This window comes from Thermopolyspora sp. NPDC052614 (assembly GCF_040678635.1).
Classification (GTDB): Bacteria; Actinomycetota; Actinomycetes; order Streptosporangiales; family Streptosporangiaceae; genus Thermopolyspora.
On sequence record NZ_JBFATZ010000001.1, the window covers coordinates 115259 to 139212 of the forward strand.

Genomic DNA, 23954 nt, shown 5'->3' on the forward strand with positions numbered 1-23954 from the left:
CGCCCACCGCCGATGTCCGCTCGCCGATGTGCGCTGTTGAGCTTCCGGAGGACCATAATGACCGCAGTCCGCCTGGTCGCTGCCGAACGACCACGGATCATCCGCCGAGCCGTGGTAACCGGTGCAGCCGGTTTCATCGGCTCCCACCTGTGTCTTGCCCTGCTCCAGCAGGGCGCGACCGTGATCGGCGTCGACCGACGTGATCCCGATACGGACTCCGTCGCCGCGGCGAATCTCACCGGGGCGCTGGCCAACCCGGCGTTCGTTCCTGTCACCGCGGACCTGCGCACCTGCGCGATCGAACCCCTGATCATCGATGCCGACGCGGTCTTCCATCTCGCGGCGATTCCGGGTGTCCGCTCATCATGGGGATCTGACTTCGACGACTACGTCTCCTGCAACGTCATGGCCACGCAGCGACTCATGCGGAGCATGACTCGCCTGCGGGTTCCACGCCTGGTGATCGCCTCTTCCTCCAGCGTTTACGGGGGTAGCCTCCATCGGCCTAGCAAGGAGACCGACGCTCTCCGCCCGCTATCGCCGTACGCGGTAACCAAACTCGCCGCAGAGCAATTGTGCCTGGCCTACGCCGCACTGCCAGGTTGCCCCACGACCGTTGTGGCCCTGCGGTACTTCACCGTGTACGGGCCGGGTCAGCGCGAAGACATGTTCATGCAACGGCTCCTAACCGCCGTCGCGATTGGGCGGTCCATCCAGATCTACGGGAACGGCACTCAACGCCGCGATTTCACCTATGTCGACGATGCGGTCGCCGCGACGATCAGCGCTGGGGCTACTAGCGCCGTCTCTAACAAGGTGATCAATGTCGGATCTGGACGCGATGTCTGCCTCACCGAGGTGATCGACCAGGCTCGCCGGCTCGTCGGTCAGCCCGTCAACGTGGAAACACGTCCTAAGGCTGCTGGCGATGTTCCTGTGACCTGCGCAGATCTTTCCACCGCTCGCCAGTTGCTCGGCTGGGCTCCCACTACTGACCTAGCCACTGGGATGGCCGTCCAATTGGCCTGGGTTCAGGCCCGTCGATCGTCAGCGGTGTGATTAGCCCCTGGTTGTGTCATTGACCCAGATTTTCGCGAGGGAGCGTCAGGGACCAGTCCTGCTGATCGCGGGAAGCGTGATGCCGTGGGGCATAGTGGACCCCGAGCGTGATGTGATCGCCGCCGGGACATGCCGCTGGAAGATCGAACAGTTACGCTAGCCGTAGAGCGGAAAGGAGGGACAGCGTGCTGCTCCGGTTCCGTGTTGCCAACATACGGTCGCTACGTGATGAGCAGGAGCTGTCCTTCGTCGTCCCTGAACGCGACACGAGCGCGACGGCGCGGGAGACAGAGATCGGTGGAGGACGTTCCGCCTACGTCTTCCCATTGCTCGGCATCTTCGGCGCCAACGCCTCGGGGAAGTCGAACGTCCTGGCCGCTCTGACCGACATGCGGACGGCGGTCCTCAACTCCTATGCCCGCTGGGCGTCATTCGAGGGGATCCCACGCAAACACTTTGGGCTCGATTCCAAGAGCGAGAAGGAGCCGAGCTTCTTCGAGGTCGATCTCGTGATAGACGAGGTGCGCTGGACCTATGGATTCGAGCTCAGCTCAAGACGCGTCGAGGCCGAGTGGATCCACAGCTATCCTCGCGGTCACCGTCAGGTATGGCTCGACCGCGACGCCTCACGAGCCGGGGTGTACGAGTGGCCGGGCAACCGGGTCAAGGACCGGACCCAACTGGCCAAGCGCACACGCTCCAACGCGTTGGTGCTGTCCACTGCCGGTACGGACAATCACCCGCAGCTCTCGGTGCTCTTCCACTGGTTTCGCCGCAACTTGTGGTTCATCAATCCTGAGGACGAGCGAGAGCAGCGGGAGGAGTTCACTCTGCGGGAGCTTTCCGGCAGTCGCGCACGACGGATCAATGAACTGCTGAAGGTCGCGGATTTGGGGATCAGCGGCGCGGAAATCGTCCGGGAAGGCAAGGACCGGCCGAGGGTGCGCCTAACCCACCGGTCCTCGGCAGGAAACGTCTTTCTCGACTGGCAGAGCGAGTCCTTCGGTACGCGATCCTGGTTCGCGCTACTCGGCCCCCTGCTGCTGGCGCTCGACGAGGGGGCCGTGCTGCTCGTCGACGAACTGGACGCGAGCCTGCATCCGCGGTTCGCCGCCGAGGTCATCCGGCTCTTCCACGATCCGTACGCCAACCCCGGTGGTGCACAGCTAGTCTTCACCTCGCACGACCCGTCGCTGCTCATCACCCCGAGCGGCGAGCGACTGCTGGAACCGGGCCAGGTGTGGCTGACGGAGAAGGACAAGGACGGTGCCACGGAGCTGTACCCCTTGACCGCCGCCGAGCCGGGCGAGGAGGAGAACCTGATGGAGTCCTACCTCGCGGGAGCCTTCGGCGGAGTCCCCGCCGTCGTGGAGGGACAGTTCGCCCGACGGTTGTCCGCCGTGAGCAGACGCGGACACCGGACCACCACAGAGCGGGCCCAATGAGTCGCACACGGGGAAAGGACACGCTGGGGCCGTCCGGACAGCGGCGCGGCAAGCGCAACCGGGTCGTCCACGTCTTCACCGAAGACGAGCGCACCGAGACTTCCTACATCGACATCATGAAAGAACTGATCAAGGAGCGGGGTCTCCCCGTCGAGGTGCACATCGCGAACGCCAGCGCACCGGGTTCCCAGCGCAAGCCGCTCGACCTGGTCGAAGCGGCGGTGCCGCTCATGCGCAAGCTGATCCGAGAAGCGGAACGTAACCGGCTGCGGGAGGAACTGCGTCCCCAGGTCTGGTGCCTGTTCGACCGGGACCACCACCCGGAAGTGGACCGAGCCTTCAGACAGGCCAAGCAGGACAAGGTCCGCGTCGCTTTCTCAAACCCCTGCTTCGAGGTATGGCGGCTTCTGCACCATAAGGACGTGAATGGGACTTTCAATCAGATGTGTAACCTGGTGACGGATCGACTCCCGTTCAGGAACGAGGTGGACAACATCAAGGTGGTGTACGCGGACCAGATCTTGGGCCGCTACAAGGAGGCCAAGCGACGCGCCCTCCGGATGAACTCCCAGCATGGTGACCACCTGCCCCTGCCGAAACGCGACCCGTACACCGACGTCTTCCACTTCGTGGAGCAGGGCCTCGGGATCACCTCCTACTGAAACCTGAAGACGATCCGCCAGATGAGGCGATCGTTTCTCCTCCGACGCGTCGTCACCGTAGGGTTTCTACGTCACATCGGGGTCGTAGGGAGTCGTACGGTGGCCAAGCTCACGCTCGCCCAGTTGGAACGGCATCTGTTCGCGGCTGCGGACATCCTCCGCGGCACGATGGACGCCTCCGAGTACAAGGACTACATCTTCGGCTTGCTCTTCCTGAAACGGGCCAACGACGAGTTCGAGGCGGCCCGTGAACGCATCCGGGAACAGGCTGTCCGGGAACTCCGCCTCACCGGCGAACAACTGGAGAGCTTTCTGGAACTGCCCGCGCCCTACGCCGAACGTGACGTGCTGTTCGTCCCGCAGAACGCCCGCTGGAAGCGGATCTCCTCGGGCACGCACAACATCAACGAGGAACGGCTGCGTCCGGCCCTCCAAGCCCTGGAAGGCCAGAACAGCAAGCTCAGAGGACTCTTCGACCACCTGGACTTCAACCGTATCGGCGGCTCCGGCGCGGCTGCGGCCGCCGCCAAGCTCGCCGACCAGCGCCTCAAGCTGCTCATTGCGCACTTCGGGCGCGTCCGGTTGCGGACCGATGACTTCGAGTTCCCCGACCTGATCGGTGCCGCCTACGAGTATCTGATCAAGGAGTTCGCGGACTCGGCGGGCCGTAAGGGTGGCGAGTTCTACACCCCTCGTGCCGTGGTCCGCATGATGGTCGAACTGGCTCGCCCTCGGCAGGGAATGCGCATTTACGACCCGTGCGTCGGCTCGGGAGGCATGCTCATCCATGCCAAGGAGTACGTGGAGGAGCACGGTGGAGACACCAAGGACATGTTCTTCGCCGGCCAGGACGCCAACAGCGGCTCATGGATCATGTCCACGATGAACATGGTGCTGCACGGGGTGCGCCGCTTCGACCTGAAGACCGGCGACACCCTCGCAGATCCGGCACATGCGCCGCGATCTGACACCGATCGGTTCGACACGGTCCTCAGCAACCCGCCGTTCTCCATGGACTACGTCCTCGCCGACCTCAGGTTCGCAGGCCAGCGCGCGGCGTACGGAACTACGAGCGAGCGCGGCAAGGCCGACCTGATGTTCCTCCAGCACATGCTCTGGATGACCAAGCGCGAGGGCTCCGGCGGAATGGTCGTCACCGTCATGCCGCACGGTGTGCTGTTTCGCGGGGGCGGCGAGCAGGAGATTCGCACGAAGCTTCTGGACGAGGACGTGATCGAGGCGGTCATCGGCCTGCCCCCAAACCTGTTCTACGGCACCGGCATCCCGGCCTGCATCCTGGTGCTGCGCCCGCCGGGCAAGAAGGACCCGAATCGTGCGGGCAAGGTCCTGTTCATCAACGCTGACCGCGAGTACCACGCTGAGCGGGCGCAGAATGTGCTCCTCCCTGAACACGCAGAGAAGATTACCTCGACATTTCACGCCTACGCCGAGGTCCCCGGCTTCTCACGCATAGTCGACCGCGACAAACTTCGCGAGAATGGCGACAATCTCAACATCCGCCGCTATGTAGACAACACGCCACCTCCAGAGCCCCAGGATGTGCGGGCCCATATGGTGGGCGGGATGCCCCGCGCCGAGATCGCTGGAAGCAAGGAACTACTCGACGCGTACGGAATCGAGCTGAGTGATCTCTTCGTTGAGCGGGATCCGATGGACCCCGGCTACGTAGACTTCCTGCCTGAGGGACAGCGCCCGGACACTGCCCGGCTGAGTGAGCTGACCCAGCCCCGAGAAGAACGGCTGCGGGGAGCGTTCGCGAAGTGGTGGGAGGCGGAGGCCCGGCGGTTGGAGGCAGTGGCCGCGACCCCGGAGCGTCTCGCCGAGTCGACTCCCTCGGAGCGGAAGGCGGCGCTGATGGCGGTCCGCAGTTCGCTCATCGAGTCGTTCGTGGAGTGGCTGGCCCCGGAAGGTCCGCTGGATCGATACGCGCTCGCGGGTGCGGTGGCCGGCTGGTGGTACGAGGCGAAGTATGACCTGCTCACCCTTTCGGAGAACGGCTTCGCGGGTGTCCTGGACGGGTGGGTGGAGAACGTCGAGACGATGCTCACTCCCGAGCAGGATCCCAGGACAAGGAAATTGCGCAACCGGACGGCCGCCGAACGGCGCCAGGCCTACAACCACAAGGTGGTCGCCGCCCTAGTGCCGGACTTTCTACGGGAATTGACCGAGGCTGAGGCGCGCAAGGCGGAGTTGGACGCGCGATGGAAAGAATTGAACGCTGAGCAGTCCGAAGACGGCGAGGCGGAAGACGACGATGAGGCCCCACCGCGCGAGCGAAAGTCTCTTAGCCCGGAGCAGCAGGCGGAACACGACCGGGTGAAGAAGGCACGGACGAAGGCCGCCGCTGTGATCAAGCGTCTGGAGACCGACTTCTGGTTTCCCTGGCCAGGCGATACACCCGAGCTCGACGAGCCGCCGCCGCGCCTGTACCGGGCGCGACAGGGGCTCAGCCCGGAGGACGAGCGCAGAGTGGTGCTCGACCTGCTCCGGGACGACCTGGCGGCCAAGCTGGAAGGACACGTCGTGCGGCGCCGTTGGGAATTGGCGAAGGTGTACCAGAGATGGGAGGACAAGTACGCTGTCCCGCTCCGGGAAATCGAGGCGAAGCGGGAGAGGTCGGCGGCGGCCCTGAGTGCCTTCTTGAAGGAGTTCGGCTATGCCGTCTGATGCTCAGGGCTGGATAACGGCTCCTCTAAAGAACTGTCTGCTTGGTATCGAAGCAGGCCGGAGCCCTGATTTGCCTGATACACCTGCCATGCCAGGAGGCTGGGGAGTGCTGAAAGTCAGTGCGATCCACTCAAGTGGCTACCGGCCGAGCGAGAACAAATCCATACAGGACTTGACGTTAGTTTCGTCACGTCACGAGGTTTCTCCCGGAGATCTGCTTTTCTCTCGAGCTAACACGCCCGAGCTAGTTGGCTCGGCATGTATAGCCACGGCGTCTTCTGAACGCCTCCTATTGTCGGACAAGACGCTAAGGCTGATCGTTAACCCGGAACTGGCCGATCCTCGTTATGTTTGCATTTGTCTGTCCAGCCATCAGGTCCGCCAGCAGATAGTAAATGCAGCATCCGGTAGTAGTTTGAGCATGCAGAACATCAGTCAAAGTTCCGTCGAAGGGCTCACTCTTCGCTGGCCTCCACTTGTCCAGCAACGAAAGATTGTGGAGGTAGTCGATGCGGTGTCTGTGCGAGAATTGGCGGTCAAGGAATCGATCGCCAAACTAGAAGATATCCGAGCAGGAGTTACGGCGGAGCTTCTCGAATCAGGGCGCGACGAAATCTTGGAGATCCCCGTGCGCGAGGCGGGGGAGATCCGGGTGGGAAAGCAGCTTTCTCCATCAAGTCGCGAGGCGAACGAACGGTTTCCTTACCTGCGAGTTGCGAATGTGCTTCGAGGATGGATTGACTACTCCGACGTGAAGGAGATGGGATTTACTGAGGATGAGCGCAAGATATATAGCCTTCGGTCGGGGGATATCCTTCTTAATGAAGGGCAGAGTCTTGAGCTTGTGGGTAGGAGTGCTATTTATGATGGTGGCGAAGGAGATTTCTACTTTCAGAACACTCTCATACGGTTCCGTTCGGGAGGTCAAGTCCTCCCTGAATATGCGCAGATGGTCTTCGAGTACTGGCTGGACAAAGGGATCTTCGCTGCTATTGCCAAGAAGACTACAAGTATCGCCCACCTTGGCGGTGAACGGTTCGCCTCTCTGGACTTTCCCCTCGTGTCACTTTCCCGGCAACGGTACATCACCGACGGTATCAACGCCATCTTGAGACAAAAGCGTTCCCTTGAGCTTGAACTCGCCAAACTGGGCAAGCTCCGGCAGGGGATTGTGGACGATCTGTTGAGCGGCCGCGTCAGCATCTGAACCATCCGGATCGGCACCGTTTCTGCTCGGCCGAGGGCTTGGCCGCATCGAGACGTCCCATGTCGGCTGAACCGTCACCCCTACGCTCCCGAAAAGCGCAGAATGGATCACTGAAGCGGCAGGCGAGGGGCCGGAGGACGTGGCGACGTGGTGGTGCAGGTTGAGAGGGACGAGGTCGAGCGGCCTATCATCGCTCAGCTTGAGGCGATGGGGTGGACACACGTGTCCGGCACAGAGATCGGGACACTCGACGCCCGCGCCCCGCTCCTGGCAGAAAAGCTGAAGAGCGCCCTGCGGCGGATTAACCTTAAGACGACCGACCGCGGATCGTGGATGGACGAATCCGACGTGGCGAGGTCCGTCGAGCGATAGTCCTCCGTTTCCCTCGGCCACGGTGTCGTCCAAGCCAACTTCGACGCCACCGACCTGCTTCTCAATGGGTTCGTCCTCGCGGGCCCGTCCGCGGCGCACGGCGGTCCTTCCGCGACCGTGCAGTACATCGAGTGGCATGAAGATCGCATCGCGCTCAACGACTTCACCGTGGTCGACCAACTTCGCGTGCTGAACCGCTCGGGGGAGATGTCGGTCCTCGACCTCGTCCTCTTCGTCAACGGCATCCCTCTCGTGGCCATCGAGTGCAAGAGCCCTGATCTCGCCGACCCCGTCTACCAGGCCGTACGTGATCTAAGGCACTACGCGGGGAATCCACTCGCCGATGAGGAAGACATCAAGAACGGTCCGGAGCCCGCAGGAGTCCCGGAACTCTTCCGGACCGTCCAATTGCTGGTCGCGGCTACCGCGGAGACCGCGCACCTCGGCACGGTCACCTCCACGCCCGACCATTTCCACCCCTGGCGAAGCGTGAAGCCGGAACGCCGGGAGAGGCTCGAAGCGGAGACGCCGGACAGAGTCGGTCCGTTGAACGAGAGGCACAAACTGGTCGGGGTCGTGCTGCGCCCCGCCGCGCTGCTCAATGTCGTACGGCACTACGTCATTCCGTTCCCCGTCGAGAACGAATCCGGCGGAACCCGGACCATCAAGATCGTCGCTCGACACCAGCAGTACCGGGCCGCTGAGGAGGCCGTACGGAGACTGAGGACTGGGCGCGTACGCAGCGGGCCGCGGGATGTCGACGAGCGTGGCGGGGTCATCTGGCACACTCAGGGCTCCGGCAAGAGCCTCACCATGACCTTCCTGGTGCGCCGCATCCACTTGCACCATGAGCTCAGCGAGTTTCTGGTCGTGGTCGTCACCGACCGCACCCAGCTCCAGGATCAGCTCTCTCGGACCCTGCGACTGAGCGAATCCGATGTCCAGACCGCCAGGACCCGCGCCCAGTTGGAAGGGCTGCTCAGGGACGGTGGCCGGCGGGTCGTCTTCGCGATGATCCAGAAGTACGGAAGCGGGCTTACGTTCGCCGCGGAGACCGCCGAGGACGGGGACGACCGCGACCTGGCGAAGGAGTACGAGGACGCCGAACAGGCCAGGCGGGAGGGGCGGTCCGAGGAGATCCCGCCTGAGCCGAACTTCCCGGAGTGCAACACATCTCCCGAGATCTTGGTGCTGGTCGACGAGGCGCACCGCTCGCACACCAGCGTGCTGCACGCCGCCCTGCGTAAGGCCGTCCCCAACGCGGCGAAGATCGGTTTCACCGGCACGCCGATCATGACCGGACGGACGGAGGACACACGACGCATTTTCAGCGGCGGTCCCGGCGGCGGCTTCCTCGACGAGTACCGGATGAGCGAGGCCGAGCGCGACGGCGTCGTTGTGCGCATCCGCTACGAGGGCCGCACTGGCGAAGGCAAGGTCTTCGACAAGGACGGCCTCGACCGGAACTTCGACGACCTGGTCCGCGAGCGTACGGACGATGAGCGCAGAGCCCTGTTGAGGCGCTGGCCCACGGAGCGTGATGTCGCCGAGTCGGAGCCGATGATCCTGGCCAAGGCCGAGGACATGCTGGAGCACTGGGTGAGCTGGGTATTGCCGGAGGGGTTCAAGGCCCAGGTCGCGGCGGTCAGCCGGAGTGCGGCCGTCAAGTATCGCGATGCCCTGCAGCGGGCGCGGGACGCCCTCTTGGAGGAACTCACGGCGTTCGATCCTGAGTTGGCGGCCGGGATCCCGGTGGAGGAGATGTCCGGGAGGTTGCGCTACCTCCACATGGCCTACCGGTACCGCGCGTTGCTGCGTCGTATCGATTTCGTACCAGTGATATCCGCCGGAGCAGAGCGCAAGCACCGCCAATGGTTGCACTGGACCGACGCGGAACGACAGAAGGGATACATCGCCCGTTTCCACCAGCCGTTTCCCCAGTTGCCGCCGGAGCAGGAGTGGACGGCTGTCGTTCCCTTCAAACCGACGCCGCGAGAGGCGCCGCACAGCGGTATGGGCGACAATCCCTGGTCCAAGAGTCAGGTGACCGGGCAGTCGGATACCGCAGCGGGACCCGACCCGGTCCACCCCGACAGCCCTATTGCCTTCCTTATCGTGAAATCGATGTTGCTCACCGGCTTCGACGCCCCTCGCGAACAGGTCCTCTACCTCGACCGACCGATTCGTGACGCAGAGTTGCTGCAGGCCGTCGCACGCGTCAATCGTCCGATGCCGGGCAAACAGGTGGGCTACGTCGTGGACTACTACGGCGTCCTGGAGCATCTCACCGACGCGCTGAACGCCTACCGGCAGACTGATGTCGACGACACAATGCGCAGCCTTTCTGAGGAGATCGACAATCTCCGCCCGGCGGCCGAAGCGGTCCGCGACCTCCTGCGGCGTCAGGGGGTCGCTGACGAGGGACTGAACGACCTCGCCGGACTGAGGCGAGCGGCTCTGGCCTTCGAGGATGAGCAGGACCGTTTCGCCTACGACGAGGTGCTGCACGAGTTCCTTGACGCCCTGGAACGTGTGCTACCTCACGAACACGCCCTGGAGTACGTGGCCGACGCCCGGCGCTGGGGAATGCTGCAGAAGCGCATTCGACGGCTCTACCGGGACGCGGAGGGCGGCACCTTCACCCTGCGCCGCTACGGGCGAAAGGTCCGATCGATGATCGCCGCCCACCTGGAAGGTCCGCAGATCGAACAGATCATCCCGCCGGTCTCGCTCACCTCGGACGCCTTCGACGACATGGTCAGGGATATACCGGCGCGTGAGGCGGCAGCCGAAATGGGGCATGCACTCCGCTTCCACCTGGAGGAACGTGTCAGACGAGAAGACCCGGAAAAGTACATCCGGCTCTCGCAGCGCCTGGAGGAGATCCTGAGAAGCCTCCCTGAGCGCTTCGAAGAGCAGGTTGAGGAGTTGGGTCCGCTCATCGAACAGGCACGCAGAGAGGACGAGGAAGACCCTCTGCTGGCGGGGCTCAGTGTGCTGGAGCAGCGGTTGTACCGACTCATCGAGGAGAAGGTGGAGGGGAATCCGGGAGTCATCCGGGGGGACACGGACCTACGGGAGTTGGTCGATATGGTGTGCGACACGGCCGCACGCGTGATGAGCAGTGTCGCCTATCAAGGCCAGAGCCAGGACATCGGCGATTTGGCGAACGCCATCCACAGTCAGTTGCTCCGCAGCGGACTCCGACCCGCGGGCGTGGACTGGTCCCCCTTGAGAGCCATAGCGGAGAGCCTCGCGGCATACGCCAACGACAACCGTCCGCAGTTCCTGCGGAGGGCTCGGGGAGAATAGGACGGGTGACCGCACTGGCCGAGGACCGCTACCCGCAGGCACTGAGGGACGACGATCTCCTCACTGTCGATGGGCTGACGTTTCGGGTGCGCGTCAGCGCCCGACGCAGGCGCTTCGCGCTGACGGTGGAGGCTGATGCCACCCTCACACTGCACGCTCCGAAGGGACGCTCGGCGCCGGACGCTGAGGAGTTCATACGCGCGCACCGGGCTTGGCTGATGAGCCGACGTGCGTTGCGGGAGCAAGGTCGGTCGTTGAGTCCCTCCAAACGCCTCGTCGAAGGGGAAATCTTTCGCTACCTGGGCCGAACGTATCGCCTCGCTCTTGTGGACAACGAGTCGAATAGCGACAGAGTTCGGTTAGCGGCCGGGCGCCTGCTCATGAGCCACGAACTGGCCGAAGACACGGCACGAGGCCGGGCGGCATTGGTCGATTGGTACTGCCGAACCGGTCAAGCATGGGTGAGTGGACGACTCCAGCCATGGGCAGCCCGTATGTCGGTGCCGGAGCCAGTGGTGGATGTACGTGACCTAGGCGACCGCTGGGGAACGTACCGCTCGGAGGAAGAGGAGCGAGGGCCAGGTCGAATGAGCCTGGGGTGGCCCTTGTTCCAGCTTCCGATGCACCTGATCGACTACGTCATCGCTCATGAACTCGCTCACGCACGGATACCCGGACACGACGCGCGATTTTGGCGACTGGTGAGGCAGGCGCTGCCCGAATACAAGGAGCGCCGCATCGAACTCGACGACCTCGGCCGGCGCATGTGGATGGGAGAGATCCTTTCCTGGCCGTAGTCGGGAACGACGAGTATCGGAACGGGCCTTGGCGGATCGTCATCCTGGTCGAAGTTGAGGAAGTTGCCGGGGACGCCCTGCTGCGGCACGCCCTCGCGCACTCCGACATCGTGGTCCACAGGCACGCGGCCCTGGCGCTCGGGGCCCGTGGCGTGGCGGACGCGGTCCCGACGCTCATCGACATGATCGTCGAAGGGGTGAGCGACACCGACGTGGCCGACGCGCTGGGCGTGCTCGCGGGCGATCCCGCGCTGGCGGATCAGATCGCCGCCAAGCTGGTCGGCCGCATCGCGAGCGACGCCGGCGACGCCTCCGCGCGTCGCCGACTGACCCAGGCGCTCGCGGACATCCCGGGGGTCACGGCGTCACGTGCCCTTGAGGAGCTGTCACACGACGACGACCGCGCCGTGGCGGTCACCGCTGCGTACCTGCTCAAACTACGCGGCGCGCGGTGAGGGGCCGTCCCGCATGTGGCGGATGCGGGACGGATTCCAGGTGATTTCGATGCGGCGTCCCGGCAGCGGCCAAGGCCCTCCGGCGGCTTGGCGCGGAGCGGCCGTGGAGGCTCAGCCGGGGCGGCGGGCCGTGATGAGAACGCCGGTGATGGCGGTGCGAAGGGGATGCTCGGCGGCCGTGGCGGCATGGTCGTCGAGCCAGGCCCGCAGCCTCGGGCGCGGTTCCGGTTCGCCGTCGAGCGCCTGGCGCAGCGTGTCGTGGACGATGCGCCGCCACACCGGCTCGCTCACCGTGAAGATGTACGGCTCCGCCGTCACGTCGGCCATCCCTCGGGCGGCCAGCTCGACGGGGATTTTCCGGCCCGCCCACGGCTCGGGCATGGCCCTTTCCATGAGGGCGTGCGCCTCGCGCGCGACGTCGTCGTCATGGTCGCCGGGGGGCAGGATCATGGCCCCGTAGTCCAGTTCGAACAGCACCAGCCGGCCGCCAGGCCGCAGCAGACTGATGAGCTTGTCGAGCTGGCGGCCCAGCGCGGGACCGGCCGCGAACATCAGCACGCGCTCGGTGCGGATCACGTCGAAGCCGCCCTCCGGCAACTCGGCGTCCTCCAGCCTGGCCTCCACCCACTCCACGTTGGCGAGCGCCGCGGCGCGCTTGCGGGCGATCGCCAGCAGCCCGGGGTTCGGGTCCAGGCCGGTGAAGGAGACCTCGGGATGGTCGCCGGCGAGCCGGATCACCTCGATGCCGCTGCCGCAGCCCACGTCTAGAAGCCGCATGCCGGGGCGCAGCCCCGCAGCCTGCAGCATCGTGGTCTTGACGGCCCGGATGGAGGGCATGCGGTCCACTTCTTCGAGGAACTCCATCAAGGGGTCGGCGGCTGCCTCCGGTTTGGCGAACTCCGCGTGAAGGTCGGGCATCGGCGTCCCTTCGGTAGAGGACTGTTCGGATCGCGATCTTCGTGGCCGAGGATATTGCAAAGATCAGCAATTCGGTGGGAGGTGGGGACGCCGACTTATAGACGGTCCTGGATGTGCCTAGATTCGCCTAGATGGCCTAGATGTGACTGCATGTGCCGGGATATGCCGCGAAATGGCCTATAACGGCGTGGCCGAGGGGTCCGGGCGTCGCCGGACCCCTCGGACCGGCTCACTGGGTCCTCATCGGGTCCTCATCGGGTCCTCATCGGGTCCTCATCGGGTCCTCATCGGGTCCTCATCGGGTCCTCATCGGGTCCTCATCGGGTCCTATCGGGTCATGGTGAGCGTCATCCGGGCGAGCCAGGCGCCCCAGCCGTCCTCGGGCCGGCTGTCGCCGATGCGGACGTACAGGGTTTGGCTCTGGTCGCGCAGATCGTTGAGGTCGAGCGTGCGCTCGGAGCGGTTGGACAGGTCGCGGATGTTCTGTGACTCGGTGAGCACGGTGCGCCAGTTCTGGCCGTCGGTGGAGACCTCGACGAGGAACTGGTTGCCGATGTCGAGGGCGAGCGTGCCGCCGGTGACGCCCTCGGGGAGGGTGAAGCGGTAGGTGGCGCGGGCGTCGCCGTCGGTGAACCTGGCCCGGCCGTCGTGGACCTCGCCGTCGAGCTGGGAGGATCCGGCGTCGAACAGCCAGAAGGTCTCGGCGTCGGTGCCCGGGGTGAACGTGATCGTGTCGCCGATCACCACCACCAGGGCGCGGGCGGTGGCCGAGCCGCGGTCGGAGGTGATCGACAGGTTGATCGGCCAGGTGCCGGGGGTGGCGTCCTGGGGGACCCGCACCTGGAAGGTGAAGGCCGCGTTCTGGCCGGGGGCCACGGGGCCGAAGGACTGGTCGGCGGGTTCGACGGTCCAGCCTTCGGGGGCGGTGGCCGTGATTGTGCCGGTCGCGGGGCCCTCGGCGTAATTGATCACCGTGACGCGTACCGAAGCGGTGGAGCCGGGGGCCGCGGCGGCGTTCTCCGCCTCGGTCACCAGGGGGGAGGTCTCCGCCGCCGCGCCGTTGAGCAGTTCCACCTCGGCGATCGTCGTGGTGGCCGCGCCGCCGTTGCCGGTGACGCGGAGCCGGTAGTGCGCGTACGCGGCCGGCTTGGCGAGCTTGAACGGGCGGGTCTGCAGGCGCCAGGGGAACGCCTCGCCGTCGCGCTCGTCGAGCTTCGTCCACGTGGTGCCGTCGGCGGAGCCTTCGAGCACCCAGCCGGTCGGGTCCTGCTGCGCCTGGCCGGAGCCGGAGGTGAGGGTGTAGTAGCGCACCGGCTGCCGGTCGGCGAAGCGGTACCCGATCGTCGGCTGCGCCCCCGGCAGGGAGACCTGCGTGGAGGCGTTGTCGTCGAACAGGCGGGCCGGGTCGACGCCCTCGCCGGCGGACGCGGTGCCGCGGCCGGGGCCGGTGGCGTCCCGCAGCGGCTCGGGGAGCTCGTCGTTCTGGGTGATCGACGGCGGCGCGGCATCCTTGCCGGTGCCCCAGCGGGACGGGCGCGGGCCCATGTCGAACACGATCTCCCCGCCGCGGGCGATCGCCTCGTGCGGCAGGTAGGTCTTGTCCCAGCGCCGCCCGTTGACCCGTACGCCCTGCACGTAGACGTTGCGGTCGCTGTTGCCCGGCGCGCGGATCACCAGTTTCCTGCCGTTCTCCAGGTTGATCGTGGCCTTGGTGAACAGCGGGGAGCCGATCGCGTACGTCGGGCTGCCCATCGCCAGCGGGTAGAAGCCGAGGGCGCTGAAGATCTGCCAGGCCGACATCTCCCCGTTGTCCTCGTCGCCCGGGTAGCCCTGGCCGATCTCGCTGCCCAGGTAGAGCCGCGACAGCGCCTCGCGCACCTTCTCCTGCGTCTTCCACGGCTGACCGGCGTGGTCGTACATGTACATGATGTGGTGGGACGGCTGGTTGCTGTGCCCGTACTGGCCCATGCGCACGTCCCGGGCCTCACGCATCTCGTGGATGATGCCGCCGTAGCCGCCGGGGAAGGTCGCCGTCTCCGGGGTCGCGAAGAACGCGTCGAGCTTCTCGGCCAGTTTGGCGCGGCCGCCGTACAGGTTGGCGAGGCCGCGGCCGTCCTGCGGGGTGTGGAAGGCCATGTTCCAGGCGTTGGTCTCGGTGTAGTCCTCGCCCCAGTTGCGCGGGTCGAAGGTGCCCGGCCGGCGATGCCAGGTGCCGTCGGCGTTCCTGCCCTGGAAGAAGCGCACCGCCGGGTCGAACATGTGCACGTAGTTCAGCGCCCGGTTCAGGAAATATTCGGATTCCTCTAGGTAGCGGGTGCGCTCCTTGCCCTTGGCGTGTTTGGCCAGCTCCTTGGCCATGTTCGCGATGCCGAAGTCGTTGATGTACCCGTCCAGCGCCCACGACATCGCCTCGCCCGTGGACTGGATCGAGGTGTAGCCGAGGAACTGCGAGGTGCTCAGCCCCTTGCGGCCGACGAACCGGTTCGGCGGCACGACCGTGGCGTTCTTCACCGCCGCCTCGTACGCCGCCTTGGCGTCGAACCCGGTCACGCCCTTGAGGTAGGCGTCGGCGAAGGCCACGTCCGAGCTGGTGCCCACCATCAGGTCGGCGTAGCCCGGCGAGGACCAGCGGGCGATCCAGCCGCCGTCGCGGTACTGCTGCACGAAGCCGTCGGCCAGCTCACCCGCCATCGTCGGGGTGAGTAGCGCGTACGCCGGCCAGGTCGTGCGGTAGGTGTCCCAGAAGCCGTTGTTGACGTACACCTTGCCGTCCACGACGGGCGCGCCGGTCTCGGTGGGCGAGCTCGGCGGCGTCGACGTGGCCGACTGCACCGCGTGCCGGTAGACGGGCTTCCGCGCGGTCCCGGTGTTCTCGAAGGCCGAGTTCGGATACAGGAACAGCCGGTAGAGGTTGGAGTAGAGCGTGACGAGCTGGTCCTCTCTCGCCCCCTCGACCTCGATCACCCCGAGCTTGTCGTCCCAGGCGCGCCGCGCCCGCTCCTTGACCTTCTCGAAGGTGTCGGAGGCGGGGATCTCCAGCTCCAGGTTGTGCTTGGCCTGCTCGACGCTGATCAGCGAGGAGGCGATGCGCATGGTCACCGCGCGCTCCGGGCCCGCGTCGAAGGCGAGGTGCCCGAGCACGTTGTCGCGCCCCTGCCCGGTCAGTTTGCCGCCGCCGGTGACGGGCCGGTCGAAGACCGCGTAGTAGAACATCCGGGTGGCGCCGGTGGAGTTGTCGCTGCGTACGTCGGAGTATCCGGTCACCACGCCGGAGGCGGTGTCGAGCGTGAGCCCGCCGTTGTTGTTGACGTTGTCGAAGATGAGCCGCGCCTGGTCGCCCGGGTAGGTGAAGCGGAGCATCGCCGCGTGGTCGGCCGGCGCGATCTCGGCCTTCAGCTTGTTCTCGAACGTCACCGCGTAGTGGTACGGCTTGGCGGTCTCGTTCTCGTGCCGGAACGCCATCGCCCGGTTGTCCCGGTTCGGGTCCGGCGTGCCCGCGGCGATCGACGGCATCACCTGGAAGGTCTGCCGGTCGCCCATCCACGGGCTGGGCTCATGGCTGGCGCTGAACGCCTCGATGCGCGGCAGGTTCGTCGCGTCGTTGGCCCGGTGGTACTCGTACAGCCAGTTGACCGAGCCGGCGTCGGTCATCGGCGTCCAGAAGTTGAACCCGTGCGGCACCGCCGTCGCCGGGAAGTTGTTGCCGCGCGAGAAGCCGCCGGTGGACTGGGTGCCGCGCGTGGTGATCACGTAGTCCGCCGGCCGGGTGGTGTCCCGGTGCGGCCCGAAGGCCTGGTACGGCTGCCGCTTCCGCTCGGTCACGATCTTGATGTCGTCCACCCAGCCGCGGAAGCTCGCCTGCCCCACCGGGCTGTCGTAGCCGACGAGGATGCGCTTGATCCGCTTGCCGCGCGCGACCTTGCCGATGTCGGCGGCCTTGTGGTTCCACTGGTCGGCGTAGAGCGTCTTGGACTCGCCCTGCGCCCGCGGGGTGAGCTCGACCCCGTGCTGGTCCTTGGCGTGCAGGTCGCTCAGGTAGGTGCCGTCGGAGAAGGCGAGGTCGACGGCGACGTACGTGCTCTGGTACCGCAGGTCGGCGTTGGTGAAGGCGGGGAAGACGACGTACGACAGCTCGGTGCCGCTCCTGACCGGGATGTCGACGTCGAACACCTTGGCGTAGGCGTGCCCGCCGTTCGCGCCGGTGACGCCGCCGCCGTACTGCAGGGCGCGCAGCCCGGAGAACCCGGCCCGGGGCGCGGCGTCGAACCCGCCGGGCGGCCCCTCGCCGGCGCGGCTGCGCATGAAGGGCGGCTTGGGGGCGGTGCTGCCGTCGGACAGCTCCCACTCGGCGAGCTGGATGATGCCCGCGCCGCGGTTGGCGGTGATGTTCAGGCGGTAGTAGGCGTAGGCGGTGGTGTTCTCGAAGCGGTACTCCTTGCGCTGGAACCGGGCGTCGAACGTCTCGCCGGTCCGGGTGTCGAGGGTGGTCCAGTTCCGCCCGTCCTGCGAGCCCTGCACCTGCCAGTCGCGCGGGTCGCGGTCGGGGATGTCGTTGGCCGAGGTGATCGCGTAGTGGACGACGGTCGTGGGCTCGGTGAGCCGGTACGCCAGCCAGCCGGTGCGCGTGTCGGTGAACACCAGCCACTTGGTGTTGGAGTCGCCGTCGGCGGCGTTCTCCCTGATCTCGCCGGCGTTGAGGTTCTCGCCGCTCGCCGTCACCTGGTCGATCTTCCTGATGATGTTGCCGGGGATGCCGCCGATCGGCGTGTCGGTGACGTCGCGCACCCGGCTCCTGCCCTTGGCGTCGGTCTCGACGGTGTCGGTCCACGCCGGGGCGGGGTCGCCCGGCTCGAAGGAGGAGTAGAAGTCGGTGCCCTCGGCCTTGGCGAGGTCGCGGCCCGTCGCCGCCATGCTGCGGGCGGTCTCCTCGGACACGGCGGGCGGCGGCTGCTTCGCCGTCGGCTCGGGAGCCGGGCTGTAGGAGGGGCCGGGGGTCGGCGTGGCGGCCACGCCGGGGTTCGGGACGGGGGAGGGGGACGCGGCGGACGACAGGGCCATCGCGGGCAGTGCGAGGATCATCGCCGCTGCCGTGGTGGTCGCGGAGGCGAGTAAGAGTCGTCGGAAACGGGCCGGGCTGCCGATCATTTCGGGCTCCCAGGGTCCATGACAACGTTGTCAGCTGAGCGATCTTAGAGGAAGATCTCAAAGCGCTTAGAGCGTGTCAAGACCTGTCAAGATGGGCGAAAGTGCCTGCAGCAGGGGGTCTCACTTCCGCGTCCGCGCGTTTGTGCAGGATAAAGCGGATCTTGCTTGACATACTGCCCGAAAGTTGATCTTCAGTCTGTTATCAGGATTTATCCCAGCGGGCCGGGTCGGCGCCCCAGGGGTGGCCGACCCACGCGTACGCGGCGGGAGCGCCCCGGAAGGCGAGCGCCGGGGCCGCACACGTGATCTCCCCGGCCGGGCCGGCGCCGGTGACCGTCGGGGCCTCCCCGGGTACGGCGGGCGGCTCGGTCGCCCCCGGCGTCGACAGCAGCTCGTGGCCGACGCGGGCCAGGGCCACGGACACGGCGTGGCTGCCGCCCTCGGCCCGCTGGCGGCACAGCCCCACCATGATCGCGGCGGCGAGCAGGTGCCCGGCCGAGTGATCCAGCGCCTGCGCGGGCAGCGCCCCCGGCGTGCGCCCGTCCCCGCTCTCGGCCAGGGCGATCCCGATGACCGCCTGCACGATGCTGTCGAAGCCGCGCCGCCCGCGCCAGGGCCCGGCCGTGTCCCAGGCGCTGACCTGGCCCACGACGACGCCGGGGTGACGCTCGGCCAGCGCCTCGGGGGCCAGGCCGTACCGGTCGAGGGAGCCGGGCCGGTAGCCGGTGACCACGACGTCGGCCCGCTCGATCAGCCCGTGCAGGGCGGCGAGGCCGTCCGGGGCGCGCAGATCCAGGGTGGCCGAGCGCTTGCCCTGCCCGGTGTCGAGATGCTGCCAGCCGATCTCCGGCAGTCGCGGGTCGTCCACCCGCAGCACCTGCGCGCCCGCGAAGGCCAGGTCGCGGGTGGCCACCGGCCCGGCGATCACCCGGGTGAGGTCGAGCACGCGTATCCCCGCCAGCGGCAGCGGCCCCCGCTCCGGCCAGGGGCGCGGCGCGGCCGGCCCGAGCCGTCGCCGCACCACGAGGGGACGCCCGGCGATCGCCCGCGCCTGCGGATGCTCCGCCCAGGTCGCGGCGTCCCGTACCGCGCCCACGACGGCGCCGGTCGAGGCGGCGGCGTCCTCCAGCTCGGCCGCGCCGCGCCCGGCGATCGCGCGCCGGACCTCGCCGGGCCCGGCGTCCGCGGCGAGGCCGAGCAGCGTGCGCAGCCGCTGCGCGTGGTGCGGATAGTTCCCGTGCGTGCGCACCCAGCCGTCCGCGGCCTCCCAGAACCCGGACAGGCCGCTCCACGCGTCGACCGCGCGCCCGTTCCACCGGAACACCCGCTCACTGCGGTAGGACCCCGCCACCCGCCCGGGGTCCACCCGGATCGCCGCCACCTCGCCGCCGGGCTCCCGCACGGCCCGCACCAGGTCGGCCGCGAGCGACGCCACGGCCACGCTGTCGAAGGCCAGCTCGCCGACGGCGAGCGACGACGGCAGGGGCACCGCCGTCCCCGGCGGCTCGACCCGACCGAGCAACGCCGGGTCGCCGCCGAGATCGCCCCAAGCCCGCCGCGCGAAGCGCCCGCCCGCCATGATCCCTCCCACGCCTTCGGCATTCCGGCCCCCGCAGCCTACGCCGGGCGTCAGTCGCGCCCCGCCTCCGGCCAGACGTACGGCAGATCGTCGGGCACCAGGGGAAACAGCGGGCGGTAGTGGTCGGGGTCCTTGCGGATGAGCGCGGACTGGTGGGCGCGGTGGAAGTCGGGGTCGCCGAGCCACGGGGGCAGCGCGCCGGCCTCGGCGAGCTCGGCCTGGCCGCGGGGGGCTTCGATGTGCCTGGCCGAGTGGAGCTCGGCGCGCAGCAGGCCCGCGCAGGTGTCGGCGTGCCCGGCGGCGCGCCACACCCGGCAGATCTCCAGGCCGTAGCGGACCAGGGCCTCCTCGTGGCCCCGCCACATGCGCACCGCCGGGTGGTGGCGCCAGCCGTACCCGGGGACGGTGAGGCCGCGCAGCACCTGGAGGGCCTCCACGCGCTGCTTGCCGAGCCGCCGCTGGTCGAGGACCGCGGCGGTCTCGGCGAAGTCAGGGTAGGGCAGGAAGGTCTGCATGCGGTCCGGCGGCCTTCTCCGGGACGTCTCTCCTGCCAGCGTACGGGGTCGTCGTGCGGCCGACGGCCGGGCGGGGTGGCCGCAGGCTCAGGCGACGCGCTTGGAGGAGGCGGTCCAGGTGTTGCACGAGCCCGGGTCGCCGGAGGAGAAGCCGCGGTTCGCCCAGTAGGAGATGCTCCTCCTGCTGCCGAAGTCCGGGGCGGACCAGTCATCGCTGAAGAGCTTCACCACGTACGGCCAGTCGGACGTGGGGCGCTTGAGGGAGTCCCAGGTGCTCCTGACGAACGCCCCGGCGAAGCAGATCGACTGCAACTCGTAACGACGGTTCTGCTCAAGCAGTTCTTTCTTATTGCGGTAGGAGTGGTCCTCGTACGCGGCGTAGATGTCGGTGAGGTTCTGGACGTGCTGGCCGTAGTCGGAGGCGAGGAGGTTGTACATCCAGAGGTCGGACGGGTCCTCGAGTATCTCTTCGGTGAGAACGGTGAGGATGGTTCGGTTCGCCTCGCAGTAGTTCGAGACCGTGTCCTTCGCCCACCTGTGCGCGCAGAATCGTTTGGGGGCCTTCGTCACGACCTTCAGAATCGGTACGCGGAAGGTCTGCCCGGACTTTTTCAACTGCGCTGACCAGGTCTTGTTGAGACAATCAAAGACGCCGTACAGGTAGGCCTTGGCGAGCTTGGCGTCTCCCGGACGCACGCGCTTTTCCTCGCACTTTGTGATGTCGAGTCTGCCCGCGGAGTAGAGAGGGTTCGCGGTGAGTGCTTTGTCCGCGATGGGGTATGCATGCGCGGTTCCGGACGGCGCCAGCACGGCGGCCACGGCCGCAAGGGGGACTAAAACACGTTTCATGCTCGCGCATGCTAGCGATCAAAAACGACATTCTTGGGTGAACTGCTCTTTCTGTGACCAGAACTTCTGACTGGTGGTGGTCTATCGCGTGGGATGAGAGCCGAAGGCGGTCAGGAAGCGGTCGCGGAATGCGTCCATGCGCCACACCGGGGCCTTGGGGCCGGGCTTGAGGCCGTCCTGCCAGCCCCATCCGGAGATCCGATCGAGTACGGCGGGATCCTTGGCGACGATCGTGATCGGGACGTCCCGGTCGGCCCCCACGCCCGTGATGATCGGGGCCGGCTGGTGGTCGCCGAGGAAGACCAGCACCAGGTCGTCGTCGCCGTAGGTCTCCACATAGGAGAGCAGGCTGCCCAGCGAGTACTCGATGGAGCGGCGATACTCCCCGCGCACCCGGCCGACGTCGCTCCACACGTTGTCGAGCGAGCCGGAGGAGCCGGCCATCGCGTAGTAGGCGCGGCCGTCGCCGATCTGTTTCCAGCCGAGCAGCCGGGGGATCGGCGTCCACGGGGCGTGGCTGGAGACCAGCGGGATCTCCGCCATCACCGGGGCGCGGTCGGCGCGGGCGCGTTCCAGCCGCTGGAAGGCCGACAGGGTGTACTGGTCGGGGATCGTGCCCCAGGTGAAGCCGGGGCCGCGGTAGCCGAGGTCGTCGGCCGCGTAGACGCGGTCGTACTTGTAGAACGCGCCCTCCGGCCACTCCCGGTGGACGCCGGGCATCACGCCGACCGTGCGCCAGCCCGCCTTGCGGAAGGCGCTGTTGAGGGTGAGGCGGTCGCGGGTCATCAGGTCGGCGTGGCGCTGCTGGCTGTCCACCCACAGGCCGGACAGCAGGGTGGCGTGGGCGAACCAGCTTCCGCCGCCGAAGGTCGGCGAGGTGAGGAAGGCGCTGCGGGAGGAGAACCCGGCCGCGCGCAGCCGCCGCTCGCCGTCCGCGAGCACCGCGCCGACGCCGGAGGCGAACTCGGGATCCTCGATCGCGTCGCGCCCGTAGGACTCCACGAAGGCGAAGACGACGTCCTTGCCGCGCAGCGCGGTCAGCAGGCCGTCGCCCGGCACGTTCTTGAAGGCGTCCTCGCCCACCTGCTTCGCGAACGCCTCCCGGTCGGCGAGGCTCGCCGGCACCTGCAGCAGGCGCTCGTAGGCGAGGGCGGCCACCGGCACGCCCGGCACCAGCTGCGTGCCGAGCAGCGCGCACACGACCCAGGCGACGCCGAGGGCTCCCGCGGTTCCGGCGGCGGCGGTGCCGTACCGGGTCACCAGGCGGGTCAGCCGCAGCAGCGACGACGTCATCAGCGCGAGCACGCCCCCGGCGAGGAGCACGACCCCGGCGACCGACGCGATCGCCCCGGCCTGCCCGATCGAGGTCTGCAGGAACTCCACGGCCGCGCTCAGCATCGACCAGTCGTACACGAGGTTGAACGGCCGGGCGAGCACCGCGTCGAACCCGAGGTCGACGAGCTTCACGATCGCCAGCAGCCCGAGCACGACGCCGCCGAGCACCGCCGCCACCCGCCGGGCCCGCGCCGGCAGCACGAGCACGAGCGCCACGCCGAGCAACCCCTCCACCGGTACGCGGGCGAACGCCGCCGGAGTCAGGTACTGCACCTTGTTCGGCGTCACGAGCGCGAACATCACGAACCCGAAGGCCAGCACGCTGACCACGAGCGAGACGACCCGGCGCCACAGCCGCCCGCCGCCGGCGGTCCCGTCGACGCGTTCCGGCGCGTCGGCGACCGCCGTCCGCCGTTCGTCCTCGGTGGACGCGCCCTCCGCCGACCCGTCGAGGCCCGTGGTGATCGACAACGTGGCACCCTTCCTGGGAGATTGCTGACACCGGCCACGCGAGCATGGGAGCATCAGGCCCGGCGGCGCTGTGAGAATTTACGGACAGCGGTCCCGGAAGGTTCATCTCCCGGACACGCGGGCCCGGGGCGGCGGCGCGTTCCAAGCGTTTTCCAGGCCTGTTCCTGGCGTGTCTCTGGTGTGTTCCCGGCGTGTTTTGCGCGTGCTCTCGGCGGCCGGGGGCGTTGCGGCCGGGCGCCGGCCCGCGCGCCGGCCGCAACCCCCTCACGGCACCCGCGCACTCCCGCCGGTGCATCGGCTACCCGTAAGCAGTAGACGCCATCGACGGCGGGGGAACCATGTACAAATACGCGTTCGGCCGCTGGCCCGCGCCGATCCGGATCCGGCCAGGGGTCAGCCGCCGGAGAGCAGGTCCTCGAAGGGGACGGGCCCGTCGAACTGACCGGGACGTTCGGCGGGGGAGCGCTGCGCGATCAGGGCGGCCAGCTCGCCGCCGGCGAGGTCGACACGTTCGATGAGGGCGCGGGAGCCGTCGCCGAGGGAGCGCAGGTCCGACGGCGCGGCGTAGACGGCGGTGGGGACGACGATCGTACGCAGGTAGGCGAACAGGGGCCGCATGGCGTGCTCCAGCACGAGCGAGTGCCGCTCGGTGCCGCCGGTGGCGGCGATCAGCACGGGCATGCCGGTCAGCGCGTGCCGCTCAAGCACGTCGAAGAACGACTTGAACAGGCCGCTGTAGGAGGCGCTGAAGACCGGCGTCACCGCGATCAGCCCGTCGGCCCCGGTCACCGCCTCGATCGCCGCGCGCAGCCTGCCGGATGGGAAACCGGTGAGCAGGTTGTCGGTGATCTCGTGCGCGAGCTCGCGCAACTCGATCACCTCGATCTCCGCGTCGACGCTGCGGGCGCGCAGGGCCTCGCGGGTCGCCGCCGCGAGCCGGTCGGCCAGCAGGCGGGTGGACGACGGCACGCCGATCCCGGCGGATACCACGACCACCTTGCGCCCGTTCATCGCGACACCTCCATCGTCACAGCGTCTTCTACGGGGTCTCTTAGGGGGTTCTTCACGACGTCCTTCACGGCGTTCTGGTTGTGGACGACGTCGCCGACGGCGAGCATGCCGAACCGCATGACGGTTTCCCGGCC

General features: G+C 67.6%; 17 protein-coding genes. 9 read left to right on the forward strand and 8 right to left on the reverse strand.

What is annotated here, in order from left to right; all coding sequences use genetic code 11:
• The first annotated feature begins 57 nt into the window (after positions 1–57).
• The 9 genes from AB0K60_RS00485 to AB0K60_RS00525 all read left to right on the forward strand — a co-directional run bounded on the left by AB0K60_RS00485 (position 58) and on the right by AB0K60_RS00525 (position 11997).
• Positions 58–1059: an NAD-dependent epimerase/dehydratase family protein gene (locus AB0K60_RS00485; RefSeq protein WP_364046806.1), complete on the forward strand. Its 1002-nt coding sequence runs from the start codon at positions 58–60 to the stop codon at positions 1057–1059.
• A gap of 185 nt (positions 1060–1244) precedes the next feature.
• A complete protein-coding gene (locus AB0K60_RS00490; protein WP_364046809.1) occupies positions 1245–2504 on the forward strand; it encodes an ATP-binding protein in 1260 nt (419 codons plus the stop codon).
• Positions 2501–3166 carry an RloB family protein gene (locus tag AB0K60_RS00495; protein WP_364046812.1) on the forward strand — a complete coding sequence of 222 codons (666 nt, stop codon included), beginning with the start codon at positions 2501–2503 and terminating at the stop codon, positions 3164–3166. The genes AB0K60_RS00490 and AB0K60_RS00495 overlap by 4 nt, the downstream gene beginning before the upstream one ends.
• Before the next feature lie 99 nt (positions 3167–3265).
• The gene (locus AB0K60_RS00500; RefSeq protein ID WP_364046815.1) at positions 3266–5854 is read left to right on the forward strand and encodes a class I SAM-dependent DNA methyltransferase; all 2589 of its coding nucleotides are present in this window, start codon (positions 3266–3268) and stop codon (positions 5852–5854) included.
• Positions 5844–7061 (forward strand): hypothetical protein, encoded by a 1218-nt coding sequence (locus AB0K60_RS00505; protein WP_364046818.1) that lies wholly within the window; start codon positions 5844–5846, stop codon positions 7059–7061. Before AB0K60_RS00500 ends, AB0K60_RS00505 begins: the two co-directional genes overlap by 11 nt.
• A 147-nt stretch (positions 7062–7208) precedes the next feature.
• Positions 7209–7433, forward strand: a complete 225-nt coding sequence (locus AB0K60_RS00510) for a hypothetical protein (protein ID WP_364046821.1) — start codon at positions 7209–7211, stop codon at positions 7431–7433.
• A 117-nt stretch (positions 7434–7550) separates the two neighbouring features.
• Positions 7551–10745 (forward strand): DEAD/DEAH box helicase family protein, encoded by a 3195-nt coding sequence (locus AB0K60_RS00515; protein WP_364046824.1) that lies wholly within the window; start codon positions 7551–7553, stop codon positions 10743–10745.
• A gap of 5 nt (positions 10746–10750) precedes the next feature.
• Positions 10751–11542: a SprT family zinc-dependent metalloprotease gene (locus AB0K60_RS00520; protein ID WP_364046827.1), complete on the forward strand. Its 792-nt coding sequence runs from the start codon at positions 10751–10753 to the stop codon at positions 11540–11542.
• The gene (locus AB0K60_RS00525) at positions 11512–11997 is read left to right on the forward strand and encodes a hypothetical protein (RefSeq protein ID WP_364046830.1); all 486 of its coding nucleotides are present in this window, start codon (positions 11512–11514) and stop codon (positions 11995–11997) included. The genes AB0K60_RS00520 and AB0K60_RS00525 overlap by 31 nt, the downstream gene beginning before the upstream one ends.
• A gap of 111 nt (positions 11998–12108) precedes the next feature.
• Here the strand turns inward: AB0K60_RS00525 and AB0K60_RS00530 are convergent, their stop codons facing one another.
• The 8 genes from AB0K60_RS00530 to AB0K60_RS00565 form a co-directional block, all read right to left on the reverse strand.
• Positions 12109–12915, reverse strand: a complete 807-nt coding sequence (locus tag AB0K60_RS00530) for a methyltransferase domain-containing protein (protein WP_364046833.1) — start codon at positions 12913–12915, stop codon at positions 12109–12111.
• Between the two features lie 327 nt (positions 12916–13242).
• Positions 13243–17994, reverse strand: coding sequence for a GH92 family glycosyl hydrolase (locus AB0K60_RS00535; protein ID WP_364046836.1), 4752 nt, complete (start codon positions 17992–17994; stop codon positions 13243–13245).
• 268 nt (positions 17995–18262) lie between these two features.
• A complete protein-coding gene (locus AB0K60_RS00540) occupies positions 18263–19639 on the reverse strand; it encodes a CoA transferase (RefSeq protein ID WP_364046839.1) in 1377 nt (458 codons plus the stop codon).
• A 50-nt stretch (positions 19640–19689) separates the two neighbouring features.
• Entirely contained in the window at positions 19690–20154 is a 465-nt protein-coding gene (locus tag AB0K60_RS00545) for an MSMEG_6728 family protein (protein WP_364046842.1), read from the reverse strand.
• 87 nt (positions 20155–20241) lie between these two features.
• Positions 20242–20850 carry a hypothetical protein gene (locus AB0K60_RS00550; protein WP_364046845.1) on the reverse strand — a complete coding sequence of 203 codons (609 nt, stop codon included), beginning with the start codon at positions 20848–20850 and terminating at the stop codon, positions 20242–20244.
• Between the two features lie 234 nt (positions 20851–21084).
• A complete protein-coding gene (locus AB0K60_RS00555) occupies positions 21085–22809 on the reverse strand; it encodes a sulfatase (RefSeq protein WP_364046848.1) in 1725 nt (574 codons plus the stop codon).
• A 393-nt stretch (positions 22810–23202) separates the two neighbouring features.
• Positions 23203–23820: an FMN reductase gene (locus AB0K60_RS00560; protein ID WP_364046851.1), complete on the reverse strand. Its 618-nt coding sequence runs from the start codon at positions 23818–23820 to the stop codon at positions 23203–23205.
• A complete protein-coding gene (locus AB0K60_RS00565) occupies positions 23817–23939 on the reverse strand; it encodes a hypothetical protein (RefSeq protein WP_364046854.1) in 123 nt (40 codons plus the stop codon). Before AB0K60_RS00565 ends, AB0K60_RS00560 begins: the two co-directional genes overlap by 4 nt.
• Positions 23940–23954: the final 15 nt, after the last annotated feature.

Coding starts and splice junctions, on each gene's coding strand:
- AB0K60_RS00485 (WP_364046806.1), top strand. CDS start 58: ATGACCGCAGTCCGCCTGGTCGCTGCCGAACGACCACGGATCATCCGC.
- AB0K60_RS00495 (WP_364046812.1), top strand. CDS start 2,501: ATGAGTCGCACACGGGGAAAGGACACGCTGGGGCCGTCCGGACAGCGG.
- AB0K60_RS00505 (WP_364046818.1), top strand. CDS start 5,844: ATGCCGTCTGATGCTCAGGGCTGGATAACGGCTCCTCTAAAGAACTGT.
- AB0K60_RS00530 (WP_364046833.1), bottom strand. CDS start 12,915: ATGCCCGACCTTCACGCGGAGTTCGCCAAACCGGAGGCAGCCGCCGAC.
- AB0K60_RS00535 (WP_364046836.1), bottom strand. CDS start 17,994: ATGATCCTCGCACTGCCCGCGATGGCCCTGTCGTCCGCCGCGTCCCCC.
- AB0K60_RS00540 (WP_364046839.1), bottom strand. CDS start 19,639: ATGGCGGGCGGGCGCTTCGCGCGGCGGGCTTGGGGCGATCTCGGCGGC.
- AB0K60_RS00545 (WP_364046842.1), bottom strand. CDS start 20,154: ATGCAGACCTTCCTGCCCTACCCTGACTTCGCCGAGACCGCCGCGGTC.
- AB0K60_RS00560 (WP_364046851.1), bottom strand. CDS start 23,820: ATGAACGGGCGCAAGGTGGTCGTGGTATCCGCCGGGATCGGCGTGCCG.
- AB0K60_RS00565 (WP_364046854.1), bottom strand. CDS start 23,939: ATGCGGTTCGGCATGCTCGCCGTCGGCGACGTCGTCCACAACCAGAAC.